This window comes from Ralstonia pickettii (genome assembly GCF_016466415.2).
Lineage (GTDB): Bacteria > Pseudomonadota > Gammaproteobacteria > Burkholderiales > Burkholderiaceae > Ralstonia > Ralstonia pickettii.
Genome location: NZ_CP066771.1, coordinates 969313 through 992468, shown reverse-complemented (window position 1 = coordinate 992468; position 23156 = coordinate 969313). Strand labels below are relative to the sequence as shown.

Genomic DNA, 23156 nt, shown 5'->3' with positions numbered 1-23156 from the left:
GCTGCTGTCCCGAGTGTCAGGGCGTTTCTTTTGGCAGTGGGCGGTCAAATCTCCTCCACTGCTTCACCCACAAAAAAGCCCCGACTTGCGGGGCTCGACTTTGAAACGACCGACTCAGCGTTCGCGTGCCAGCACGTGATAGCCGGCCAGCAGGATGGCGGCGCCCACGACCGCGCCGGCAAACCCCGCCAATTGGCCTGGCTCATACCAATGCAGCAACTGTCCGAAAAAGGCCGCGGCCAGCGCACCGGCAATGCCGACCATGATGGTGAGGACGAAGCCGCTTGCGCCGCTGCGCGGCGTCACCCATCGGGCCACAAGCCCGGCCAGAAAGCCGATGAGGATGGTGATACAGAGCAATTGCATGGCAGCGGCTCCGGCGGGTCAAGGCTGTCAGTGCGTTGCTTCGGCGTCGATCACGCGCTCCAGACAGAAGCCCTGTCCATAGATCGCGCGCAGGCGCAGGCCGTTCTCCGTACCCAGCAGCAACTTCTTGCGCAGGCGTGACACGTGCGTATCGAGCGTGCGTGAATACGGGCTCAACTCACGGCCCCAGAGCGCCAGTTCAATATCGGCGCGTGAAAGAACGCGCCCAGCATTCGCAAAGAGCAACAGCGCCAATTCAAACTCACGCGCATGTACCGACACTGACGTATCACGCAGGCGGATGGAACGATTCTGCCGATCGAGCGTATACGGCCCCAGGCGAATCTCCGACGCCCGCACGGCGCGGCTCACGGCAAAGCGGCGGATCAACGCATCGAGCCGCGCCAGCAACTCAGGCGCACGGATATCACCTTGGAAGCACAGGTCTGCACCGTGGTTGAGCGCCTCTGCGGTTTCGGTATCGGCCTGGCCGTCGGCGAGGTAGACGATCGCCATACCAGGGCCCACGCGCTCGCGCACGCTGCGCACCAACGACAGGCCTGGCATGTCGTGCGCATGCGCACCGACCATCAGCAGGTTGATGCCGTGCAAGTCGATGGCTTCAAAAACCTGGCGAGAGAGAAACAGCGGCACACACTCAAAGCGCGTGGGCTGCAACGCGGAGTGGATCGCCTGCTGGCGGGCGAGGTGCGTATCGATCAGACCGATTTTCATGGCTCGGTTTCGTAGTTGACTGCGTGCGGCGCAATCAGGCGGTGGTGCGACGATGTTGTTGTGCATTGCTGTCGTCGCGACCACCGCCGCGCCACATGGATACGTGCCGACCAGCCAGCCAGAAGCCTTTGAACTGCGGCGGATTCCCGTTACCGCGCAGGGCGTGATGCAGTTGCGCGCGAATGCATTCGTAATCGCATTCGGTCAAAACATCGGTGCAATCTGGCTCAACATACGTGGCGCCTCGGGCGTGTCTGTGCTCGGTTTTTTCCAAGGTGCCGTCGTCTCTCGACCGGTGTGTCACCGGTGCATGCTGTGCGGGTCGGCCAATGAACTGTAGGGCCGCCGCCGTGCCGAAATGCAAATGATTGAAAAGGAAGTGTGGCAAAGGCCACACGAGACCGTCGGGCCTCAGGCGTCGTGGCGATGCGCGACGCGCGGCAGCCACAGCGTGAAGGTCGACCCCAGGCCGGGTGTGCTTTGCACAGCAATGCGGCCGCCATGCCGGTCGACCACCGTCTTCACGAATACGAGACCCAAGCCGCTGCCGGCGGGCGCATTGGCCGCGCCTTCATGCAAGCGATGAAACGGCTGAAACAGCCGCGGCTGATCGGCAAGGGCGATGCCGGCCCCCTGGTCCGCCACGGCCACCGAGAACATCGCTTCGTCCTGCTCCACCGATACCGTCACCATGGAGCCGGCTGCGCTGAACTTGATGGCGTTGTTGAGCAAGTTCACCAGCGCGCGCACCAGCAAGCGCGGCTCGCCGCGCACCGCTGCTTCGATGTCGGCCACCACGCGCACTTCCACCTGGTGACGATTCGCCAGCGGCCAGACCTCGTCGGCGGCATCGAGCACGAGGCCCACGAGATCCACGTCCACCAGCTTGAGCGTTTGCGATTCGGCGCGCGCCAGGTCGATGAAGGCATCGGCCAACTCCAGCGTGCGCGACGACAGCTGCTCGATGCGAGACAGAAGCACCTCGCGGTCCAACGCGCGCGACGCATCGCGCTGCAGCTCGATCAGGGCGAGGATGGCGCTCTGCGGCGAACGCATGTCGTGCGAGATAAACCGCAGCGCTTCTTCGCGATGGCGCTCGGCCTGGCGCACGGGGGTGATGTCGGCAAAGCTGACGATGATGTCGACGGGGCGCCCCGCTTCGTCCCGCAGCGCGGCGGCGTGCATCAACATCGAGCGGCCGTCGTGTGTCTGAAGCTCGACGGGTTCGAGCCCGGTGGGATCGGCGAGCCAGCGCGCCCAGTAGTGCTCGCCAGCGGAGGGGTCGGGAAACGCACGCGCCAGCAGCGTCGACAGGTCGCGCAGCGCGGCCGCGCGGATCTGGCCCGGCGCCTGCATCTGGCCGGCCAGGTCTGCGCTGCGGCCATTCGCCAGGCGGATCGTGCCGTCGTGCGTGCAGATGACGGTCGCATCGGGCAGGCTCTCCAGCGCATCGGCCAGGAAGCGGCGCAGCCCACGCAGCTTGTCCGTCAGCGAGGCGACGGCATCCATGTGCGCGCCGAGCGTGCGGCCGGTGCGGACCAGCGGCGCGGTATCGCCCAACAGGCCGGGCTCGCGCGCCAGACGCTGCAGCTCGTCGCGCAGAAAGCGCAACGCGGCTTCCTGCTGGCGCCAGCTCCACAGCGGATACAACACCAGCGGGCCGACCAGCGCCGCAAACGGCGGCAGCCAGCGATTGCCAACCACCAGCGCGCCGATTGCGCTCAGCAACAACACGACAGCACCCGTCACCGCCACTGCAAGCGCCATACGCGGCGTGAGCCAGCGCACGGCAAACGCGGTCATCAGCAGGGGGAGCAGCGTCATCGCCCAGAACACGCCCGGTGGCGCCGGCAGGATGGCGCTGCCGTCGAGTACCGTCTGCGTGGCATTGGCAAGCACTTCGACGCCGCTCATCGTGCGCGAGGGCGGCGTCGCAAAGATGTCGGACACTCCCGATGCGGTGGCCCCGATCAGTACCAGCTTGCCGGCAAGCGCCTCGGGCGGCACGTGGCCGTTGAGCACATCCAGCGCCGGCACATGCCGGTATGTACCGGCCGGCCCAGCAAAATTCAGGCGGATATACGCCTGCCGCACCCAGCCGCCGGCGTCGGTCTCCACATCGGGCAGCGCCGGTACGGATGACGGCGGGCGCAGCGCCTGCCGCGCAAGTTGCACGGCAAGATGGTCCAGCACATGCGTTCGCGGCCCCTCTGCCAGATACATGCCGCGTACCACGCTATCCGCGTCGGGGGCGGCATTGATATGCGCGACGGACGCGTTGATACCGAGGAACGGATAGTGATACACGCGCCCCCGCTCGGTGCGCTCCGGCAAGGCCGGCAGGATGACGTGTCCAGCCTGCTCGATGGCGGCAGTCAATGCTCGATCGCCTTCGGGCTGCGCAAGATCGGGTTCGATCAGCAGAATATCGACGCCGATGGCGCGCGGCTGCGCCCGTCCCACCCGCGCAATGAGGTCGGCCAGGCGGCTGCGGGGCCACGGCCAGCGCCCCACGGCGTCAAGACTTTGATCATCAATGGCAACGATGACGATATCGTCGCGCGGCGCATGCCCGTGCAGCGTAACGACGGTGTCGTATAGCGCCGCATCCAGCCGCGCGACCACGCTCCAGCGCACCGCGCCGAATGTCAACAGCGCTGCCAGCGCCACCAGCACCCCCCACTCCACCAGCGCGCGCCGCCCAAGGCTGCGCACGGCCGATTGGGCGGGTACGGGTTCAGTCATTGAGGAGGAGATTGCCGCCGCCGCTCTGCACCGGGCTGCGCGCGGAATCGCCGACGAAGGCACCGACGTCAATGCGCTGCGGCTTGGCGTAGACCACCGATGCCGCATCGCCCAAGTCGACGCCGGTGCGGATGTAATACACGCCGGACGGCGGCCTCGGAATGGTGGCCTCGTTGCCGTCGCTCACGATGTCGGCGATGGGTTTGGCGAAGCTTGTGTCGCCCGCCAATTGCACACGCGTGCGCGCGCCAGATGCCGCCAGTTCGGGCGACAACGCCGACCAGTGGGCATGCAGCTTGCCGTCATCGCTCGCTTCCACTTCGGCTGTCGGTACGGCATCGAGCGGAATGTCGAGCACGCGAAAACGAAGCGCATCGCTCCACGGGCCGGTTTTGCCGTCCGCTGCCACCGAGCGCACACGCCACCACCATGTGCCAGCCGTCAACGGCCTGGTCAGACGCACGTCCTCGCCATGCTGCTGAACGGCCGGCGAGGCAAAGCTCTCGGTGCCCGCCACTTCCATGTCATAGCTACCAGCATCGGACACGACAGCCCATGCAAATGCCACGTCCCCGCTGCGGTAGGTCCGGCCGCTGGCGGGCTGGATCGTATAAGGCGCTTCCGGATGGAGCCGCACAGTGAACGGCCGCGTGGCCGATTCACTGGTCAGTCCAAGCGCGTCGACGCTCTGCACGACGAGCGTGTAGTCGCCGTCCTCATCGCCGCAGAGCGTTGCCGCCGGGGTCTTGCTTGATTGATAGGCACTGAGTTCGGTCAGCGCCGCATCCCGCGCCACGGCAGCGCGATATCCGACCGCACCCTTCACCGGCTGCCACGTCGCGCGCAGGCACGGCGTCTGCACAAGTTCGGGAATGGCGCCGAGCTTGGGCGGGGCCGGCAGCGCGGCACGCTTGAGGTGTCCCGCCGATGCCACCACGCCAAAGCCAGCCTTGACCGCTTGCCTCTGACGACCGGCGCTTGTGGCAACCTCACCTTCCAGCACGGAACTCGTCGAACCCGCTTCGCTGGCCTGCACGCGGAAACGCGTACCTCGCACGCCCGTCACCAGCGCTGGCGTGGAAATCTCGTAACGGCCGACACCGCTCTTCTTGGGCGCGACGTTGGATTCCGCTTCGCCCTTCTTCACGTGCACGCGCACATCGATCAACCCGGCGCGCGCAAACGCCCGCACACGCGACAGCGCAACGTGGCTGCCCGGTGGCACCGTCACGCGTGTGCCGTCGTCAAAGGCCAGCGTCACGGCGCCTTTGTCGCCGGTGTCGATCTGCGCATCTTCTGCGAGCTTCGTGCCAGTCTGCAGGGGCTTGCCGCCGGTGGTTGCGTCACGTGCAAACACGACCTGCGCCGTTGCTGGCACGACCGGAATGCGATCGAACGGAATCCGGAGGAGCGAGCCGGGCTTCAACCGATACGGATCGGCCACATGGTTGCGCCGCTGCAGCAGGCGCCAGCCTTCGACGCTGTCCATGTAACGTTCAGAGAGGTTGATCAGCGTGTCGCCCTGCTGCACGCGGTAGACGAAATCGCCACCATCAGCGCCGGAAGGCTGAGCGATCGCCGCCTGCCACACGCCGCCAAAAAGAACGAACGCGCCGACAAACGCGGCGCGCCCAATCAAACCACCCCAGATTGCGTCAGCTTGCTTCACCATCTTCCTGCGTGGTTTCGAGCCGATAGCCGTGCGAGTACACCGAGACCAGCCGCACGCCATTCTTCTGATTGAGATCGAGTTTGAGCCGCAGCTTGGAGATATGGGTGGCCAGCGTGCGCGAATCCGGGCCGATGCTGCGCCCCCACACTGCCTGCTCGATCAGCTCACGCGGCACCAGCTTGCCGACATTGCGGAACAGGTACAGCCCAAGATCGAACTCGCGCGGCGACAGCTCGACCTGCGAGCCGTTCAGTGTCAGCACGCGACCGACTGGGTCCACCGCGTACGGACCGACGCGAATGCGTTCGAGCGATTCACCGGTGCGCGGCGCCGCACGACGCAGCAGCGCACCGACGCGCGCCACCAGCTCGGCGCGGCGCACCGGCTTGACGACGTAATCGTCGGCGCCGGCAGCCAGCCCGCGCACCACGTCGTCTTCGAGCGAACGGTTGGTCAGAAACAGCACCGGCAGCGCCGGGCCGACCGTCTGCCGCACCCAGCTCACAAGCTGGATGCCGCTGATATCGGGCAACTGCCAGTCAAGCAGCAGCAGGTCGAATGTGCGATCCCGCAGCGCCTTGACGAAGGCATCCCCGTTACCGAAACACTCGCATTCGTACCCCGACGAAACCAGGATTTCGCGGATCAAATCAGATTGCGCCTGGTTGTCTTCTACCGAGGCAATTCGTATCGCCATCTGGACTGCCCTTTCCCCGTTTCGGGTCCGGCATTGCTATGCGAAATGCCGGCTCACTCCGTGCGTCGTTGTGATCGGGGTCCCGGACCGGCGCATCGTAGTTGAATACGCCAGCCACCAACGGCGCGGCACCCACTTCCCGCGCAAGACCTTACCTACGCCCTACCGGCAGGTGTCGCACGCCGGCTTAAGCCCAACTCATCCTAAAAGGCCGCCCCTGCGATATTGCAAACAATTGTGAAAAGCCAATCGGAGAGCCGGGATTTCTGGCGTTCTATCATTTTTTATCGCGCCATTACAAGGTGCGAGTTCTCAGAAAGTATAGGAGTCGGCCCACGGGCGGGTAGGGCGCCCGGGTATACGCTGCCCCGGACCCTCCCTACCGAGCCTTCCGCCAGCGCCCTTGATCGGTCGTTCAAGCTGCGGTCGCCGCCCAGAACATCAGTACCGCCAACCTGAGGGCTGCTCCCAGAAGACATACCCTTGACCATCCTGCCGACGCATACACCTGTGTCGAAAGCACCGCCCCCAATCCACTGCCCGCCGCATAGAACAGCATGTACGCGCCAACCAGCCGGCTGTGCGCCTCCGGCCGCAAGCGAGAGCCCAGACTCTGATTGAGCACGTGCACAGCCTGCCCACCCAGGTCCAACAGAACCACACCGACGATCAGCCCTGCCAGATGCCGCGCCCCCAAACCGAGCGACAGCCAGGCTACCAGTAGCAAATCCAACGCGACGCCGGTGGCCGCCTGTGCCCAATGGCGATCCGCCTGGTGCCCCGCTCGCGCGGCCGCCAGCGCGCCAATCACGCCAACCAAACCGAATGCGCCAATGCCTGCTGGCGAAAGCTCATAGGGCGGCGCACTCAGAGCAAGCGCCATCGCGCCCCAGAAGACATTGAACGCCGCGAACATCAGCAAACCGATCAGGCCGCGTCCCTGCAAAACAGGTTCGGCCATCAGGAGTTGCCACATCGAGCGCAGAAGCGCTATGTATTTCGGGGGCGAAAGTACAGTCGGCGGCGTCGGCAACGCGCGCCAGAGCATACACAGCATCGCCACCGAGAAGCCTACTGACGTCGCATAGACAGCACGCCAGCCGGCGACTTCAGCGATCCAGCCCGTCAGGGCATGTGCCAACAGAGGACCGATAACTACCCCGCCCCGTACCGCGCCAACCACGTGACCACGCTCCGGCGAAGGTGCCAACACGGCGGCGCAGGCGATCAGTCCTTGTGTCATCGCGGTGCCAAGCAAACCGATAGAGAGCATGCCAAGCAGCAACGACCAGTGCGCCTGCACCAGACCTACCGCGAGCAGCGCCGGCGTGAGCAGGACGAGCTGCACCAGCAGCACTTGCTTGCGCGGCCAGCGGTCGCCCAGCGGAACGACTAGCGGCAGAGCAAGCGCACAACCAGCTTGGGTGGCACCGCTGATGCCGCCCACCCATGCGTCGCTGAGCGCAAAGTCACGGGCCAGTGCCCCAAGCAGCGGCTGGGCGAAATAGCCGTTGGATACGCTGGCCGCTGCGCACAATGCCAGCATGCCAACCCATGCATGCGGCAACACTGAAAATGGGAATGACCCGCTCGGTAGACGAACCGTTCACAGCGCAATCAAGGCATATCTCCGCCTCGTTTGGTTTCAAAAATAGAACCAAATGAGCCTAGTCAACGCAGTTTTCTCATGTGACCACGGCAAGCAGGCGGGATGGGTCGGCCATGCCGTCAGTGCTTCGTGTCAACATGGCGTTGGTACATTGTCCAAACTGGAGAGTCGAGGCGGAACAGGCCGCGCTTGGAGCGAGTTCATCGCGACGATGCAAATAAAAAGCCCCGAACCAGTCGGGGCTTTCTTCTTGCAATCTGGAGGCGGAGGCCGGAATCGAACCGGCGTACACGGCTTTGCAGGCCGCTGCATAACCACTTTGCTACCCCGCCAGGGGTTTTGCACCGCATTGTAGCAATTCGTGAAGAACCGCGTGTTTGCCGTGCCGATAAAGAAAAAGGGAAGCAAGGCTTCCCTTCGGGATTGGAGCGGGAAACGAGGCTCGAACTCGCGACCTCAACCTTGGCAAGGTTGCGCTCTACCAACTGAGCTATTCCCGCATTTTGGCTACCAGCACTGCCGTACAACTTTTGTGCTGCCAGACCGTTTGCGTCACATCACTGCAACGCGAGAACGAGATTATGGCAAAGAAGAATCGCCCTCGTCAACACTTTTGCGCAAGAGTTTTTAAAGGCTCATTTTGCGCGCTCGCGAATCTGCGGCCAGGCGAGCTTCATGTAGTACGCCATCGACCACAGCGTGAGCACCGCCGCCACGTAAATCAGCCACGTGCCCCACACCTGCGCGTCGATCATGCCGAACAGGCGGCCCTCGAACAGCAGCAGCGGAATCGCGATCATCTGGAAGGTCGTCTTCAGCTTGCCGAGGAAGTTGACGGCCACGCTCTTCGACGCGCCAATCTGCGCCATCCACTCACGCAGGGCGGAGATGGTGATCTCGCGGCCAATGATGACGAGTGCGATGACGTCGGAAACACGGCCCAATGACAGCAGCACCAGCAGCGCGGCGGCGACCATAAGCTTGTCGGCGACCGGATCGAGGAAGGCGCCGAAGGCGGAGGTTTGGTTCCAGCGGCGGGCGAGGAAACCGTCGAACCAATCGGTGAGGCTTGCAACGATGAAAAACACCGCGGCCGTCAGGTTCTTGGCGGGCAGTGCCATCCAAGTGTCCGGCACGTAGAACACGCCCACCACCAGCGGGATCATGGCCACACGCAACCAGGTCAGGAGGATCGGGAAGTTGAAAGGCATGGCAAATCGAGAGGACAACCGCCGCGCAAGCTGAAACCAACGCGACACGATGGGGCATTGTCGCCGATCAATGCAGCTGACGGTAGATTTCTTCGGCCAGGGTCTGCGAGATGCCTTCCACCGTGGCGAGCTCATCGACGCTCGCGGCCATCACGCCGCGCAAGCCGCCGAAGCGCGCCAGCAACCGCTGCCGGCGCTTGGCGCCGATGCCTTCGATCTCTTCCAGCCGCGACGTGTTGCGCGCCTTGGCCCGCTTGGCGCGCATCCCTGTGATAGCAAAGCGGTGCGCTTCATCGCGAATCTGCGCGACAAGCATCAGCGCGGCGCTGCCCTGGCCCAACTCCAGTGACGGCCGGCCATCGGCGAAAACCAGCGTTTCGAGGCCGACTTTGCGACCTTCGCCCTTGGCCACACCGACGAGCAATCCAATATCCAACCCCAGTTCCTCAAAAACCTGGCGAGCGACTTCCACCTGCCCCTTGCCGCCGTCGATCAGCACGATGGTCGGCATGTTGGGCGCGTCTTCGCCTGCCTGCTCGACGATCTTCTGGTAGCGGCGCGTGAGGACTTGCCGCATGGCCGCGTAATCGTCGCCGGGAGTGATGTCCTGGATGTTGTAGCGGCGGTATTCGCTGTTTTGCATGGCGTGGCTGTGAAAGACCACGCACGAGGCCTGCGTGGCTTCGCCGGCGGTGTGACTGATGTCGAAGCACTCGACGCGCAGCGCGGCAAGGTCTTCCAGGTCGATACCGATGGTCTCGGCCAGTGCGCGCGTGCGGGCCTGCTGGCTGCCTTGCTCGGAAAGCCGACGCATCAGCGAGAGTTCGGCGCCCTTCTCCGCCATCTCGAGCCACGCGCGACGCCCACCCTGGGGCTGACGCACGACCGAGATGCGACGCCCGGCCTGCTCGGCCAGCGCATCGATCAGCTCGGTTGCGAGAATCGGATGGCTGACCACCAGCACCGGCGGCACGAACTGATCGAGATAGTGCTGCGCAACGAAGGCTTCGAGGATGTCCCTGGCCATGCGTTCGGCATCACGCGATGTTTCTGCAGCCGACACGCTATCGGCTTCGACATCCACACCGACAATGGCGGCGCCCTCTTCCACGTGCGTGGGAAAGTAAGCTTTGTCACCGAGATGACGCCCGCCGCGCACCATCGCCAGGTTCACGCAGGCGTGGCCGCCCTTGATGGCAACAGCCAGGATATCGATGTCACTGGCGTGGCCGACCTCTTCCACCGACTGCTGCTTGAGCACCGTCGACAACGCGCCGATCTGGTCCCGCACGATGGCAGCCTGCTCGAACGCCAGCGATTCGGCGTAGCGCTGCATCTTGTCCTGCAGCGTCTGCATAACCTCGTCTTGCCGGCCCTGCAAGAAACTGGCCGCGTTGGCGACATCGCGTGCGTAGTCCTCTGCGCTGATGGCCTGGACGCATGGGCCGCTGCAACGATGGATCTGATGCAGCAGGCACGGCCGCGTGCGGTTGTTGAAGACCGTGTCTTCGCACGTACGGAGCCGGAACACCTTCTGCAGGATCTGCATGCTCTCGCGCACGGCATGCGCACTCGGGAATGGGCCGAAGTATTGATGCCTGCGGTCGGTTGCGCCGCGGTAATACGCCATGCGCGGATACGCGTGCTGCGTGAGCTTTAGATATGGATACGACTTGTCGTCGCGAAACAGAATGTTATAGCGCGGCGCCAGGGCCTTGATGAGATTGTTCTCGAGCAGCAGCGCTTCGGCTTCGCTGCGCACGACCGTGGTGTCGATGCGCGCGATCTTCGCCACCATCATCGCGATGCGCGGCGAGAGCAGCGTCTTGTTGAAGTAGCTCGACACGCGCTTCTTGAGGTCGCGTGCCTTGCCCACGTAGAGCACATTGCCCTGCACATCAAAATAGCGATACACGCCCGGCAGGTTCGGCAAGCGCGCGATATGCGCTTTCGCGTCGAATTCAGGCACGTTCGCGGGCGCGTTGGCCTCGACGCTCTCGGGCGTCTCAGGGGACTGGGGTTGCTTGGCGTCGGACGACATGGCGTTCGCTGGATCAGAGGCCGTCAGTGTAGAACAAGCTGCCGACTACAATGTCGGCCCATCCTCTTCGCTGCCCGCCCCACCGTCCTGCATGCGCACCATCACATCCTGGGATCTCTTCTGCCGCGTCGTCGACAACTACGGCGATATTGGCGTCTGCTGGCGCCTGGCTCGCCAGCTTGCACAGGAGCACGGCCACACGGTCCGCCTGTGGGTAGACGATCTCCGCTCGTTCGAGAAAATCTGCCCTGCTGTCGACGCAAAGACCGATGCCCAGCGCGTCTCGGGCGTGGATATTCGCCACTGGGCTGACGACGCGCAGGTCGCCAACCTACTCGCAGCGGACGCTCACCCGACGCTGCACGACGTGGTGATCGGCGCCTTCGCGTGCGCCGTCCCGGAGCCCATGCTGACGCTCATGGCCGAGCGGGCATCCCAGGGATCGGCGCCCGTGTGGATCAATCTGGAATACCTCAGCGCAGAGAATTGGGTGGCAGAACACCACGCGATGCAATCCCCACATGTCCGGCTGCCGCTCCTCAAGCACTTCTTCTTTCCCGGTTTTGCCCGCAATACCGGCGGCTTACTGCGGGAAGCGCACCTTGGCGCACAACGCAAGACGTTCGAGGCAAGCCCGGCTGCCCATCAGGCTCTGTGGCACCGCCTCGGCGTCGACGATCTGATGCGCGATAACCCCGACGCCCTGCGTGTGAGCCTGTTCGCCTACGCCAACCCGGCGCTGCCGACGCTCGTCGCCCAATGGGAAGCATCGTTCCAGCCGGTGGTCTGCCTGGTCCCGGAAGGTTTGGCGGCACAGCAGATCGCCGGGCTCTTGGGCGACGCCGGTGGCGCCCGCACAGGCGCCCGGTGGAAGCGCGGCAACCTCAGCGTGGCCGTTGTGCCGTTTGTGCCGCAGGAGCATTACGACCCGCTGCTCTGGGCGTGCGACATCAATTTCGTACGAGGGGAAGACTCGTTCGTGCGCGCCCAGTGGGCACTGAAGCCCTTTGTCTGGCACATCTACCCGCAAAGCGACGACGTGCATCTCACGAAGCTGGACGCCTTTCTGGCCCGCTATACCCCGGCGCTGGCAGAGGCCGACGCCAGGGCGCTGGTCGCCTTCTGGCACGCCTGGAATGGTGCGCCGGCGTCACTCGACTGGAACCAGTTTTCGGCTACGGTGCCTCGCCTGCGCGCACGAGCGGTCACGTGGGAGCAAAGCTTGATGCAACTGGGCGATCTCGCCGCGAATTTGGTGGCATTTTGCGAAAAACAGGTAAAATAGCGGGCTGATCTGTATGCGACCCCCGGCTCTGACCTGGTTCGCGCGGCCCGGAGGGTATCGCGCGGTGCTTCGTTGCTTGGCGCGCATCGAACCCTCTTACTCTCAGGAAATGTGAAATGGCTTTGAAAATCGCGCAAGAACTCCGCGCTGGCAACGTGTTCATGATCGGCAACGACGCAATGGTCGTGCTCAAGACCGAGTACAGCCGTTCGGGCCGCTCGGGCGCCGTCGTCAAGATGAAGTACAAGAACCTGCTGACGGGCGCAGGCGGCGAGTCGGTGTTCAACGCCGACGACAAGATGGACCAAGTCATCCTCGAGAAGAAGGAAGCCGAGTATTCCTACTTCGACGGCTCGATGTACGTGTTCATGGATCCGGTCACGTACGAACAGTACAACGTTGAGCCCGCCGCCATGGGCAGCGCGCTGAACTACCTGCAAGACGGCATGAAGGTCGAAGTGACGTTCTACAACGAGAACGCCATCTCGGTGGAACTGCCGACCACGGTTGTCCGCGAAATTGTCTACACCGAGCCGGCCGTCAAGGGCGACACGTCGTCGGGCAAGGTTCTGAAGGCGGCTCGCATCAACGACAACGAAGAATTCGTGATCATGGTGCCGCTGTTCTGCAACATCGGCGAGAAGATCGAAATCGATACGCGTACCGACGAGTACCGTAGCCGCGCCAAGTAAGCTGGCGTCGCGGCAAGAAGCAAGGCTCCCTCGGGAGCCTTTTCTTTTTTCTAGCAGTTTTCTGGGTGTTCCGACGTTACTTGATGAGCTTCGCCTCGCGCAACGTGCGCAGCGCCTGCTTGTAAGCCGATTGTTGCTGCAGCTTTGCCCAGTCCTTTACGGCGCGACCACCAAACAGCCGACGCACGCGCCGCTGCGACGCCTTGCCCATCGGCACATCAAGCTCGCCGAGCAGTTGGTCGGCTTTTTCCGGCGCATTGCAGATCAAGACCATGTCGCAGCCCGCCGTGAGCGCTGCTCGCGCACCGTCGACCACCGTGCCGGCAACGCTCGCGCCTTCCATGCTCAAGTCATCGCTGAAGATCACGCCGTCAAAGTTGAAATGCGCGCGCAGCATGTCCTGCAGCCAGAAGCGAGAGAAGCCGGCCGGGTTCGGATCGACCGCTGAATAAATCACGTGCGCCGGCATCACGGATTGCAGGCCGATGCCCATCCAGCCGTAAGGCTGCGCGTCGTCAGCGAGGATGGCCTCCAGCGGACGCTCGTCCACCGGCACGGCGACGTGCGAATCCGCTTGGACGTAGCCGTGACCGGGGAAATGCTTGCCACAGTTGGACATGCCGGCCAGGCGCAGGCCCAGCGTCAAGTGGTTGGCTAGCATCGTGACCACGCGCGGGTCGCGATGAAACGCGCGATCGCCGATCACGCTGCTGCTGCCGTAGTCGAGATCGAGCACGGGCGTGAAGCTGAGGTCGATATCGCACGCGCGCAGTTCTGCGGCCAGTACGTAGCCGCAGGCGGTGGCAGCGCGCGTGGCGGCTAGCACATCGGTGCCCCAGAGCTTGCCCAGCGCGCCCATGGCGGGCAGATGCGTGAAACCGTCGGTCTTGGCGCGCTGCACGCGACCGCCTTCGTGGTCGATGCAAATCAGCACGTCGCTCCGAATCGCGCGAATGGCCTGCGTGAGCGCCGTCAACTGCGCGCGCGATTCAAAGTTGCGCGCAAACAGGATCACGCCGCCCGTCAATGGGTGGGCAATGCGGCGGACGTCGTCGGGGCCGAGTTCCAGGCCGGCAACATCCAGAACGATCGGGCCGGGGTGCTTCTGCTTCTTGGTTTGAGTCATGCGGAGGATTTCGTTTGCAACTCGGCGACGGCGAATGCGACTGCATAGTCGCGCTCGTCCGTCACACTGATCTGGATATGAAGGCCGTGCTGCGCAATCCAGTCGGCCAGTTCGCCGCTATAGCGCACCACCGGTTGGCCGGAGGGCAGATTGAGTGTCTGTACCGCACGCCATGTCATCGGCCACCGCATGCCCAGGCCGATGGCCTTGGACACGGCTTCCTTGGCGGCAAAGCGGGTGGCAAGAAACGCAAGGCCCCGCCGCTCAGAGCGCGCCTTTCGGGCATGGTAGACACGCAGCTCATCGGGGCCCAGCACCTTTTCGGCGAAGCGGCCGTTGGTCCGCTGCATCACGCCTTCAACGCGCTCGATCTGGATGATGTCGGTGCCGATGCCATAAATCGCACCGGACACCGAGGCGGATGCAGCCTGTTCGTTCATACCGGCACGCCCGGATGTGCGGCCGCCGGCGTGGTGGAAGACAGCCGTGCCGCAACCATGATCGCTTTCATCTCGCGCACCGCGTTCTGCCAGCCAGCAAATACCGCATGCGCAACGACGGCGTGGCCGATATTCAGTTCATGAATGCCCGCGATGGCCGCGATCGGCTGAACGTTCGTGTAGTGGAGGCCGTGGCCTGCGTTCACGCGCACGCCCCAGCGGATGCCCTCTTCCACCGCGGTCTCGATGCGGACGAGTTCCGCCCGCAGCTCGGCATCGTCGGTCGCTTCGGCATAGCGGCCCGTGTGCAGTTCGATGACCGGGGCGCCTGCAGCGGCGGCGGCCTCGATCTGCGCCGCATCCGGATCGATGAACAGCGAGACGCGAATGCCTGCGTCGGCCAGTTGTTTGCAGGCGGCTTGCACCTTAGCGAAACCGCCCACCACGTCCAAGCCACCTTCAGTGGTCACTTCCTGACGACGCTCGGGCACCAGGCAAACGTCCTGAGGGCCGATGTCGCAGGCGATGTCGAGCATCTCCTGGGTGACAGCACACTCAAGGTTCATGCGCGTGCGCAGCTGCGGCCGCAGCGCGCGCACATCGGCGTCCTTGATGTGGCGGCGATCTTCGCGCAGGTGCAGGGTGATGAGATCGGCGCCGGCTTCTTCAGCCAGGAGCGCTGCGGCGACCGGATCCGGGTAGGTGGTGCCGCGCGCGTTGCGCAGCGTGGCGACGTGGTCGATGTTGATGCCCAGGTCGATGATTCCCGGCGAGGCATGAAAGATCATAGTTTCTGCAAGTCGATCAGGATCTGGCGCGTCGAAAGCGGCGTGCCATGCAAATGATAATGCAGCAGGAAACGCATCAGGCTGCGGCTTTGCTGCGCGGTCGTCGGGCGTGAACCGTAATCGTCCCGCTCCATGTCAATCAGCGTCTGGCCGCGCAAGACGGGCCAGGACGATGGATCGCTCGGCAGCGTGCGCCGGATGCCTCGCTCAGGGTGATAGACGTATTCGGCATCGGCCTGCACGGGTTCGCCGTCGATACAGCGATCAAGCTGTGCAGCAAAGCCGGTCTCACGGAGGAGCACACGTTCGAACGCGCGCAGCGTAAAGGCCGCAGGTTCGCCATGGGCGAGCTTATTGAGCGTTTCAACGTAATGCGCGAACAGCACCGGGTGGCCGTCTTCGCGTGCGACAAACTTGACGAGCAGTTCGTTCAGATAGAACCCGGAGAGCAGTCCCTCCCCGCCCAGCGGCAGCATGCCGCCGACCCACTCGGCACGGGTCAGCGTGCGCACATCGCCGCGGCCGCTCCAGGACAGCGACAGCGGCTGGAAGGTCTGCAGCACCGCACGCAGCGCCGAATGCGGCCGCTTGGCTCCCTTGGCGACCAGCGCCATGCGCCCGTAATCCGGCGTGAAGACATCGATGATGAGGCTGGTTTCCCGATACGGGTAACTGTGCAGCACGAAAGCCGGCTGCGCAGCAACGCGTGTTTCGGAGCGCCCCGCAGGAAAGCTCTTACGCGGCGCGGCGCCGGCAACGCCTTCTTCGGCCAGCCATTCCGCGGCTTCGTCCGGAATCGGATCGGATCGTCCCGCCATCGAGCGTGTGTAAAGAGTGGCCCGGCTCAGTGGTTATTCGTAGCCGTAAGCACGCAGGCCGGCTTCGTTGTCCGCCCAACCGCTCTTGACCTTGATCCAGACCTCCAGATACACCTTGCCGTCGAACAGTTTTTCCATGTCCATGCGGGCTTCGGTAGAGATCTGCTTGAGCTTGGCGCCCTTCGCGCCAATGATCATCGCCTTGTGTGCGTCCCGGTCGACCAGGATGGTCACAAACACGCGGCGCAGCCGGCCCTCGGACTCGAATTTGTCGACGATGACGGTGCTGGAATACGGCAACTCGTCGCCAGTCCAACGGAAGACCTTTTCGCGAACGATTTCGGCGGCCAGGAAGCGCTCGCTGCGATCGGTCAGCGCTTCGGGGTCGTACATCGGCTCGCCTTCCGGCAGGTACGGGCGCACGATGCCGAGCAGACGGTCGATGTCGTCGCGGTTCTTGGCCGACATCGGCACAATTTCCGCAAACGGAAACACCTGCGCCATGTCCTGCAGGAACACGGCAACCATCTCGGCGCGCGTGTACGCATCGAGCCGGTCGACCTTGTTGACGATCAGGATCACAGGCGTCTCGCGCGGCAGCAGCGAAAGCACCTTTTCGTCGTCCGGGCCGTAGCGGCCGGCTTCGACCACGAACAACACGGCGTCCACCGACGTGAGCGTGGACGTCACGGCGCGGTTCAGCGAACGATTCAGCGCGGTGGCGTGACGTGTCTGGAAGCCCGGCGTATCGACGAAGACGAACTGCGCGTCATCGGTCGTCTGAATGCCCGTGATGCGGTGGCGCGTGGTCTGCGCCTTGCGCGAAGTGATGCTGACCTTCTGGCCCACCAGGGCGTTCATCAGCGTGGATTTGCCAACGTTCGGTCGCCCGACAATGGCGACCATGCCGCAGCGGAACCCCTCCGGCACGCCGGATTCTGGCTGCGGAGGCTGCAATGGGGTGTCGCTCATTTAACTGATTATTCCTTCAACCTGAGAGACAACTGCGGATCGGGCGGCGTGGCCTGCTTGCGCGTCTTGCCGGTGCGCTCGGCGCGGCTGCGCTTGACGAGCTGCGGCACCAGGCGATGCGCTTCTTCCAAGGCCAGCTTGGCCGCCGATTGTTCGGCCGCGCGCCGCGATGCCCCGCTGCCGGAGACGCGAATCTCCAACTTGGGAATCGAACACTCGACCTCGAACTGCTGATTATGCGCCGCGCCGTGGGTGGCCACCACCGTGTACAGCGGCAACGCAATCTTGTGACCTTGGAGGTACTCCTGCAACAGCGTCTTGGCGTCCTTGCCGAGCGTGCGCGGGTCCACCTGCTCGAGGATGGGGATGTACAGCTTGCGAATCAGCGTGCGGGCTGCATCGAAGCCACCGTCGAGAAACACCGCCCCGAAAATCGCTTCCAGCGCATCGGCCAGGATAGATGGGCGGCGGAAACCGCCGCTTTTCAATTCGCCTTCGCCCAAACGCAGGGCATCGGGCAACTGCAGCATCTGCGCGATCTCGTACAGTGCCTGTTGCTTGACCAGATTGGCCCGCACGCGCGACAGATCGCCCTCATCCAGCTTGCCGAACATGCCGTAGAGCATGTCGGCGACGGCGCAATTCAGAATCGAATCACCAAGAAATTCCAGGCGCTCGTTATGCATCGCGCTGTGGCTGCGATGGGTGAGCGCCTGCTGCAGCAACTCCGGTTTGCTGAAGCGGTAGCCAAGACGTTGCTGTAGTGCATCCAGACTCATGTCAACGCTGGGTCCCCGAATAGGTGATCACCAGACCGATGGGGCCATACAAGGGGATCTCGCGCTTGTACGAGAAACGCACCGCCTGGATGGAGCCACCGCCGTCCAGCACTTCCAGATCCTCACCCTTGATCGACGTGATGTCGTCGATCGCAGCTTGCTTGTCGAAAGCGTTGGCAATCTCTTCGCGCGTGCTTGCACGCTCGCGCGCCTGCTTCACAGCACGTGTAATGGCCTGGTATTCCATCAGGCTCGGCACAGACCGAATGGCCGGCAGCACAAACGTAATCAGCACGATGATGCCGATCAGGATGCCAAACATGGTAATCCCGCGCGACGGGCGTTTCAGACCGGCCTGACGAATCCGCATTGCATTTCCCCCGTTTTGCAATTGCCGAGTTTTAGTAAGATATCTTTGCGTCACTTATTGGATCAGTGGAACGCACCGATCCGCTTCAGATCACCCAGATTCATCCAGATGAAGAATGCCTTCCCGACGATGTTCTTGTCCGGCACGAAGCCCCAGTAACGGGAATCCGCGCTGTTGTCGCGATTATCGCCCATCATGAAATAGTGACCTGCAGGTACCTTGCAGGTAAAGCCGGTCTGATTGTATGTGCAGTTTTCGCGGAACGGAAAATCGTCCGGGCCCGAAACATAAGCCGGGCGGTCGGCGTCGTTCAGGATGTTGTGCGTGACGTTGCCCAGCGTCTCCTGGTACTGCTTCGAATACGTCAGGCGTTCACCATCAAGGTAGTCTGACTGCGGCGCGTAGGTGGCCGGCTGGCCGTTCACCGTCAAGCGCTTGTTGTCGTACTTCACCACGTCGCCGGGCACGCCGATCACGCGCTTGATGTAGTCCATCGACTCGTCTTTCGGGTAGCGGAAGACCATCACGTCGCCGCGTTGCGGCTCGTTTAGCTCCACGATCTTCTTGTTCACGATCGGCAAACGAATGCCATACGTGTACTTGTTGACGAGGATGAAGTCGCCGATCTGCAGTGTCGGAATCATCGATCCCGACGGAATCTTGAACGGTTCAATCACGAACGAGCGCAAGAGGAACACCGCGGCAATCACTGGGAAGAAGCTGGCGGTGTACTCCAGCCACCAAGGCTGGCGCAGCTTGTCTTCGGCCAGTTGCAAACGCGCTGCACCGATGTCGCCACCACCGCCATATTGCGCCTGCACCTGCGCGCGCGCGTCGAATTCAGCCAGCGCCGCGGCTGCGGCCGCCTGGCGCTGGCGCTGGAACACGAGCTTGTCAGCCACCCAAGCAATACCAGTGAGGACGACGAGAACAAACAGAATCAGGGCAAAGTTCATGGATGAGAGATTGTCCGAGCGATGTCTGGATTATTTTTCTTCGACGCGCAGGATGGCCAGGAAAGCCTCTTGCGGAATTTCAACGGTACCCACCTGCTTCATGCGCTTCTTGCCTTCTTTCTGCTTTTCGAGGAGCTTCTTCTTGCGCGAAATATCACCGCCGTAGCACTTGGCCAGTACGTTTTTACGCAATGCCTTGACGTTTTCGCGGGCGATCACGTTCGCGCCAATGGCTGCCTGGATCGCTACGTCGTACATCTGGCGCGGAATGATCTCGCGCATCTTGGCGGCCACTTCACGGCCACGGTACGTGCTGTTCGAACGGTGGACGATGATGGACAAGGCATCGACCTTGTCGCCGTTGATGAGGATGTCGACCTTGACCACGTCCGACACGCGGTATTCCTTGAACTCGTAGTCCATGGACGCATAACCGCGCGAGACGGATTTCAGCCGGTCGAAGAAGTCCAGCACGATCTCGCCCATCGGGATTTCGTACGTCAACTGGACTTGGCGGCCGTGGTAGCTCATGTTGATCTGCGAGCCACGCTTCTGCTCGCACAATGTAATCACGGCGCCCACGTACTCCTGGGGCATGTACAGATTGACCGTGACGATCGGCTCGAGAATCGCCTCGATCTTGCTCGGGTCGGCCGGCATCTTGGCCGGGTTTTCGACCTGCACCATCGTGCCATCCCGCAGTTGGACCTGATAGACCACCGTCGGCGCGGTGGTGATCAGGTCCATGTCGAACTCGCGCTCCAGGCGCTCCTGCACGATCTCCATGTGCAGCAGGCCCAGGAAGCCGCAGCGGAAGCCGAAGCCCAATGCCTGCGACACTTCGGGCTCGTACTGCAGCGACGCGTCGTTAAGCTTGAGTTTTTCCAGCGATTCGCGCAGCGCTTCGTACTGGTTCGCTTCCACTGGATACAGGCCCGCAAACACCTGAGGCTTGACTTCCTTGAAGCCCGGCAGCGGGGCGTCCGCCTTGCGCGGCGCCATGTGGGTAATCGTGTCGCCCACCTTGGCAGCCTTCAGTTCCTTGATGCCCGCGATGACGAAGCCCACCTGCCCGGCAGACAGCGATTCACGCGGCACCGACTTCGGCGAAAATACGCCGACCTGCTCCACCAAATGCTGCGCACCGGTTGCCATCAGCAGGACTTTGTCCTTGGCGCGCAGCGTGCCGTTCACCACGCGCACGAGCATCACAACGCCGACGTAGTTGTCGAACCACGAGTCGATGATCAGCGCTTGCAGCGGCGCAGCCGGGTCGCCCTTCGGCGTCGGCACTTTGGCGATCAGCGCTTCGAGCACGTCCGCCACGCCCACGCCGGTCTTGGCGGAGCAGCGCGTCGCATCGGTGGCGTCGATGCCGATGACGTCTTCGATTTCCTGGATCGCGTTTTCCGGATCGGCTGCAGGCAAGTCGATTTTGTTGAGCACCGGCACCACTTCCACGCCCAACTCGATGGCGGTGTAGCAGTTGGCGACGGTCTGCGCTTCCACACCTTGGGAAGCGTCGACCACCAGGAGCGCGCCCTCGCACGCGGACAGCGAACGGCTGACCTCGTAGCTGAAGTCGACGTGTCCCGGGGTATCGATCAGGTTGAGGTTGTAGACCTTGCCGTCTTGAGCCTTATAAGACAGCGCGGCGGTCTGCGCCTTGATGGTGATGCCGCGCTCCTTCTCGATATCCATCGAGTCCAGCACCTGGGCCTCCATCTCGCGGTCGGAGAGCCCGCCACACAACTGGATGATGCGGTCGGCCAGCGTCGATTTGCCGTGGTCGATGTGGGCGATGATCGAGAAATTACGGATATTGTCCATCGAATGCGTCGAAAAGCGCCCATCCCGGGCGCGTCTGCCGGGAGCGCGAGCGGTTCCGGCAAGGCCGGCGCGCGTTGGCTGCGCCGGCGGGAGGTATTGGGTTCCAAGCCGAGGTCGCGGCACAAGAATCGTGCACTGCAAAAATCGGCGCTAACAGGCGATTTTACCGGATTTCAGTGGGCTTCCCGCGCCTCTTTTTGCGGCAGCGGCGTTACCTCAGTTGTGCGCGCTTTGTGCTGTAAGCCACGCTTGCACAGCTTGTACATCCAGAAAGTAGTGGCACAGCTCGCGCGCGTCTTCCGGCGGGGTTTCCGGCGCACCGGTCATCAGCACGGGCACCAATTCATCAAACCGGGCCTCCAGCGCAGGGTCGCTGTCGATGTCCACTTCGTGCAGTACAAAAGAAAAACCGCGCCGGAGTGGCTCCAGCGCGTTTTTCATGTCCTCGCACAAATGGCAGTACGTGCGGCCGTAGAGCGTGAGTTCGATCACTGACCACTTCCCGAGCGGGCTGCGCTCGGGCGCAGTGTCACCACCTGGGTGGCGTCGCCGCGACGCACAAACACGGCAACCATGCGGTTCTTGTCGAGCCTGGCGACCACCTCGTTGAACTGCTTGGCGTTGGTGACATCCGTATCGCCGACACGCAGGATCAGATCGCCTGGGCGAATGCCGACACGCGCCGCCGGTCCTTCCGACACCTGCACCTCAACGCCACTCTTGGTCTTGAACTCGCGACGCGCGCCGTCGGACAAGTCCGACACCACCAGCCCGAGGGCATTCGGCTTGCCCGGGCCCTGCTGGCTGTTATCAGGCTGCGCGCCCTTGGAGCGCTGCGCCACCTTCGTATCGGCCTGCAACTCGGCGACCGTCACGGTCAGATCGCGCGTTGCGCCCTTGCGCCAGACCTGCACGGTTGCGCGCGTGCCCGGCTTGGTCTCGCCGACCTGGCGCTGCAAGTCTCCCGCCTTCTCGATATCGCGGCCGTTGTACTTCAAGACGATGTCACCAGCCTCGATGCCGGCCTTGTCTGCAGGCCCACCCGACTCGACATTGCCGACATAGGCGCCGCGCGCACGGCCCAGACCCAGCGACTCCGCTGCGTCCTTCGGCACGTTGTCGATTGCCACGCCGATGCGGCCCCGCGTCACGCGCCCCGTCGCCTTCAACTGCTCAGCCACACGCATCGCCTCGTCGATCGGGATCGAGAACGAGATGCCCATGTAGCCGCCGCTCTGGCTGTAGATCTGGTTGTTGATGCCGATCACCTCACCACGCAGGTTGATCAGCGGGCCGCCCGAGTTGCCTGGGTTGACTGCCACATCGGACTGGATGAACGGCAGGTAGTCGCCGGTATCGCGTCCCTTGGCCGACACAATGCCCGCCGTCACCGTATTGTCGAGACCAAAGGGAGAACCAATCGCAAGCACCCACTCGCCAACGCGCACCTTGTCGGAATCGCCGAGCTTAAGGCTGGGCAACCCCGTCGCCTCCACCTTGACGAGCGCTACATCGGTGCGTTTGTCCAGGCCGATCAGCTTGGCTTTGTACTCGCGTTTGTCGATCAGCGTGACGTAGATGGTTTCCGCGCCTTCCACCACATGCGCGTTGGTCAAGATGTAGCCGTCACCCGAGATGATGAAGCCGGAACCGACGCCGCGGCTCTGTTCCTCTTCCTGTTGGGGCGGCGCGTTGCGGCGCTTCTGGCCCTGCCCGGGCATGCCAGGCATCGGCACACCGAAGAAGCGGCGGAAGAACTCGGCCATGTCGTCATCGTTCGGACCACCCTGCTGCATACGGACCTTTTCGGTCGTGCGGATGTTGACGACAGCGGGGCTGACTTTCTCGACCAGATCGGCAAAATCGGGAAGGCCATACGTGCCCGTAGCCACGCTACCCGTGGCGTTCTGGGCGTGGGCGGGCGTCAGCGCGCTCCCGACCGCCAAGGCGGCGGCAACGCACAGTAGACGCAAAGCGTGAACGGATCGAGCGGTACGCATGAAGGCTCCCCGGGGCAAAAACAG

22 protein-coding genes and 2 tRNA genes are annotated in these 23156 nt (G+C 63.3%); 2 read left to right on the top strand and 22 right to left on the bottom strand.

The window, feature by feature from the left end; genetic code table 11:
* Positions 1-114: 114 nt before the first annotated feature.
* From RP6297_RS04735 to uvrC, 11 genes are all read right to left on the bottom strand, one after another.
* Positions 115-366 carry a GlsB/YeaQ/YmgE family stress response membrane protein gene (locus tag RP6297_RS04735; protein WP_009238508.1) on the bottom strand — a complete coding sequence of 84 codons (252 nt, stop codon included), beginning with the start codon at positions 364-366 and terminating at the stop codon, positions 115-117.
* A gap of 27 nt (positions 367-393) precedes the next feature.
* Positions 394-1101 (bottom strand): response regulator transcription factor, encoded by a 708-nt coding sequence (locus RP6297_RS04730; RefSeq protein ID WP_009238509.1) that lies wholly within the window; start codon positions 1099-1101, stop codon positions 394-396.
* A gap of 34 nt (positions 1102-1135) precedes the next feature.
* Positions 1136-1375: a hypothetical protein gene (locus tag RP6297_RS04725; RefSeq protein WP_050775643.1), complete on the bottom strand. Its 240-nt coding sequence runs from the start codon at positions 1373-1375 to the stop codon at positions 1136-1138.
* Positions 1376-1512: 137 nt separating this feature from the next.
* Entirely contained in the window at positions 1513-3846 is a 2334-nt protein-coding gene (locus RP6297_RS04720) for a CHASE2 domain-containing protein (RefSeq protein WP_009238511.1), read from the bottom strand.
* The gene (locus tag RP6297_RS04715; protein WP_009238512.1) at positions 3839-5518 is read right to left on the bottom strand and encodes a FecR domain-containing protein; all 1680 of its coding nucleotides are present in this window, start codon (positions 5516-5518) and stop codon (positions 3839-3841) included. The genes RP6297_RS04720 and RP6297_RS04715 overlap by 8 nt, the downstream gene beginning before the upstream one ends.
* On the bottom strand, positions 5502-6215 hold the full coding sequence (locus RP6297_RS04710; RefSeq protein WP_009238513.1) for a response regulator transcription factor: 714 nt from the start codon (positions 6213-6215) through the stop codon (positions 5502-5504). Before RP6297_RS04710 ends, RP6297_RS04715 begins: the two co-directional genes overlap by 17 nt.
* A 415-nt stretch (positions 6216-6630) precedes the next feature.
* Positions 6631-7761: an MFS transporter gene (locus RP6297_RS04705; protein ID WP_009238514.1), complete on the bottom strand. Its 1131-nt coding sequence runs from the start codon at positions 7759-7761 to the stop codon at positions 6631-6633.
* Between the two features lie 321 nt (positions 7762-8082).
* Positions 8083-8156, bottom strand: a tRNA-Cys gene (locus tag RP6297_RS04700).
* Positions 8157-8248: 92 nt separating this feature from the next.
* Positions 8249-8324: transfer RNA gene (locus RP6297_RS04695), tRNA-Gly, on the bottom strand.
* 135 nt (positions 8325-8459) lie between these two features.
* Entirely contained in the window at positions 8460-9035 is a 576-nt protein-coding gene (gene pgsA / locus RP6297_RS04690) for a CDP-diacylglycerol--glycerol-3-phosphate 3-phosphatidyltransferase (RefSeq protein ID WP_004635606.1), read from the bottom strand.
* A gap of 67 nt (positions 9036-9102) precedes the next feature.
* Positions 9103-11076 (bottom strand): excinuclease ABC subunit UvrC, encoded by a 1974-nt coding sequence (uvrC, locus tag RP6297_RS04685; protein ID WP_009238515.1) that lies wholly within the window; start codon positions 11074-11076, stop codon positions 9103-9105.
* A gap of 91 nt (positions 11077-11167) precedes the next feature.
* Here uvrC and earP point away from each other — a divergent pair, with 91 nt between their 5' ends.
* Positions 11168-12361 (top strand): elongation factor P maturation arginine rhamnosyltransferase EarP, encoded by a 1194-nt coding sequence (gene earP / locus RP6297_RS04680; protein WP_009238516.1) that lies wholly within the window; start codon positions 11168-11170, stop codon positions 12359-12361.
* Between the two features lie 122 nt (positions 12362-12483).
* Positions 12484-13053: an elongation factor P gene (efp, locus tag RP6297_RS04675; protein ID WP_027677743.1), complete on the top strand. Its 570-nt coding sequence runs from the start codon at positions 12484-12486 to the stop codon at positions 13051-13053.
* A gap of 76 nt (positions 13054-13129) precedes the next feature.
* Here efp and nagZ read toward each other — a convergent pair whose 3' ends face one another.
* The 11 genes from nagZ to RP6297_RS04620 form a co-directional block, all read right to left on the bottom strand.
* Positions 13130-14179, bottom strand: a complete 1050-nt coding sequence (gene nagZ, locus RP6297_RS04670; protein ID WP_009238518.1) for a beta-N-acetylhexosaminidase — start codon at positions 14177-14179, stop codon at positions 13130-13132.
* A complete protein-coding gene (gene acpS / locus RP6297_RS04665) occupies positions 14176-14619 on the bottom strand; it encodes a holo-ACP synthase (protein WP_009238519.1) in 444 nt (147 codons plus the stop codon). The genes nagZ and acpS overlap by 4 nt, the downstream gene beginning before the upstream one ends.
* Entirely contained in the window at positions 14616-15407 is a 792-nt protein-coding gene (pdxJ, locus tag RP6297_RS04660) for a pyridoxine 5'-phosphate synthase (protein WP_009238520.1), read from the bottom strand. Before pdxJ ends, acpS begins: the two co-directional genes overlap by 4 nt.
* Positions 15404-16225 (bottom strand): DNA repair protein RecO, encoded by an 822-nt coding sequence (gene recO / locus RP6297_RS04655; RefSeq protein WP_009238521.1) that lies wholly within the window; start codon positions 16223-16225, stop codon positions 15404-15406. Before recO ends, pdxJ begins: the two co-directional genes overlap by 4 nt.
* A gap of 33 nt (positions 16226-16258) precedes the next feature.
* A complete protein-coding gene (gene era, locus RP6297_RS04650) occupies positions 16259-17197 on the bottom strand; it encodes a GTPase Era (protein ID WP_009238522.1) in 939 nt (312 codons plus the stop codon).
* An 8-nt stretch (positions 17198-17205) separates the two neighbouring features.
* Positions 17206-17976 (bottom strand): ribonuclease III, encoded by a 771-nt coding sequence (rnc, locus tag RP6297_RS04645; protein WP_009238523.1) that lies wholly within the window; start codon positions 17974-17976, stop codon positions 17206-17208.
* Position 17977: 1 nt separating this feature from the next.
* The gene (locus RP6297_RS04640; RefSeq protein ID WP_009238524.1) at positions 17978-18346 is read right to left on the bottom strand and encodes a DUF4845 domain-containing protein; all 369 of its coding nucleotides are present in this window, start codon (positions 18344-18346) and stop codon (positions 17978-17980) included.
* A gap of 62 nt (positions 18347-18408) precedes the next feature.
* Positions 18409-19302, bottom strand: a complete 894-nt coding sequence (gene lepB, locus RP6297_RS04635) for a signal peptidase I (protein ID WP_009238525.1) — start codon at positions 19300-19302, stop codon at positions 18409-18411.
* A 30-nt stretch (positions 19303-19332) separates the two neighbouring features.
* Positions 19333-21132, bottom strand: coding sequence for a translation elongation factor 4 (gene lepA, locus RP6297_RS04630; RefSeq protein ID WP_009238526.1), 1800 nt, complete (start codon positions 21130-21132; stop codon positions 19333-19335).
* A gap of 216 nt (positions 21133-21348) precedes the next feature.
* Positions 21349-21624 carry a glutaredoxin family protein gene (locus RP6297_RS04625; RefSeq protein WP_009238527.1) on the bottom strand — a complete coding sequence of 92 codons (276 nt, stop codon included), beginning with the start codon at positions 21622-21624 and terminating at the stop codon, positions 21349-21351.
* Complete coding sequence (locus tag RP6297_RS04620) at positions 21621-23132, bottom strand: DegQ family serine endoprotease (protein ID WP_009238528.1); 1512 nt, start codon at positions 23130-23132, stop codon at positions 21621-21623. The genes RP6297_RS04625 and RP6297_RS04620 overlap by 4 nt, the downstream gene beginning before the upstream one ends.
* Between the last annotated feature and the right edge of the window lie 24 nt (positions 23133-23156).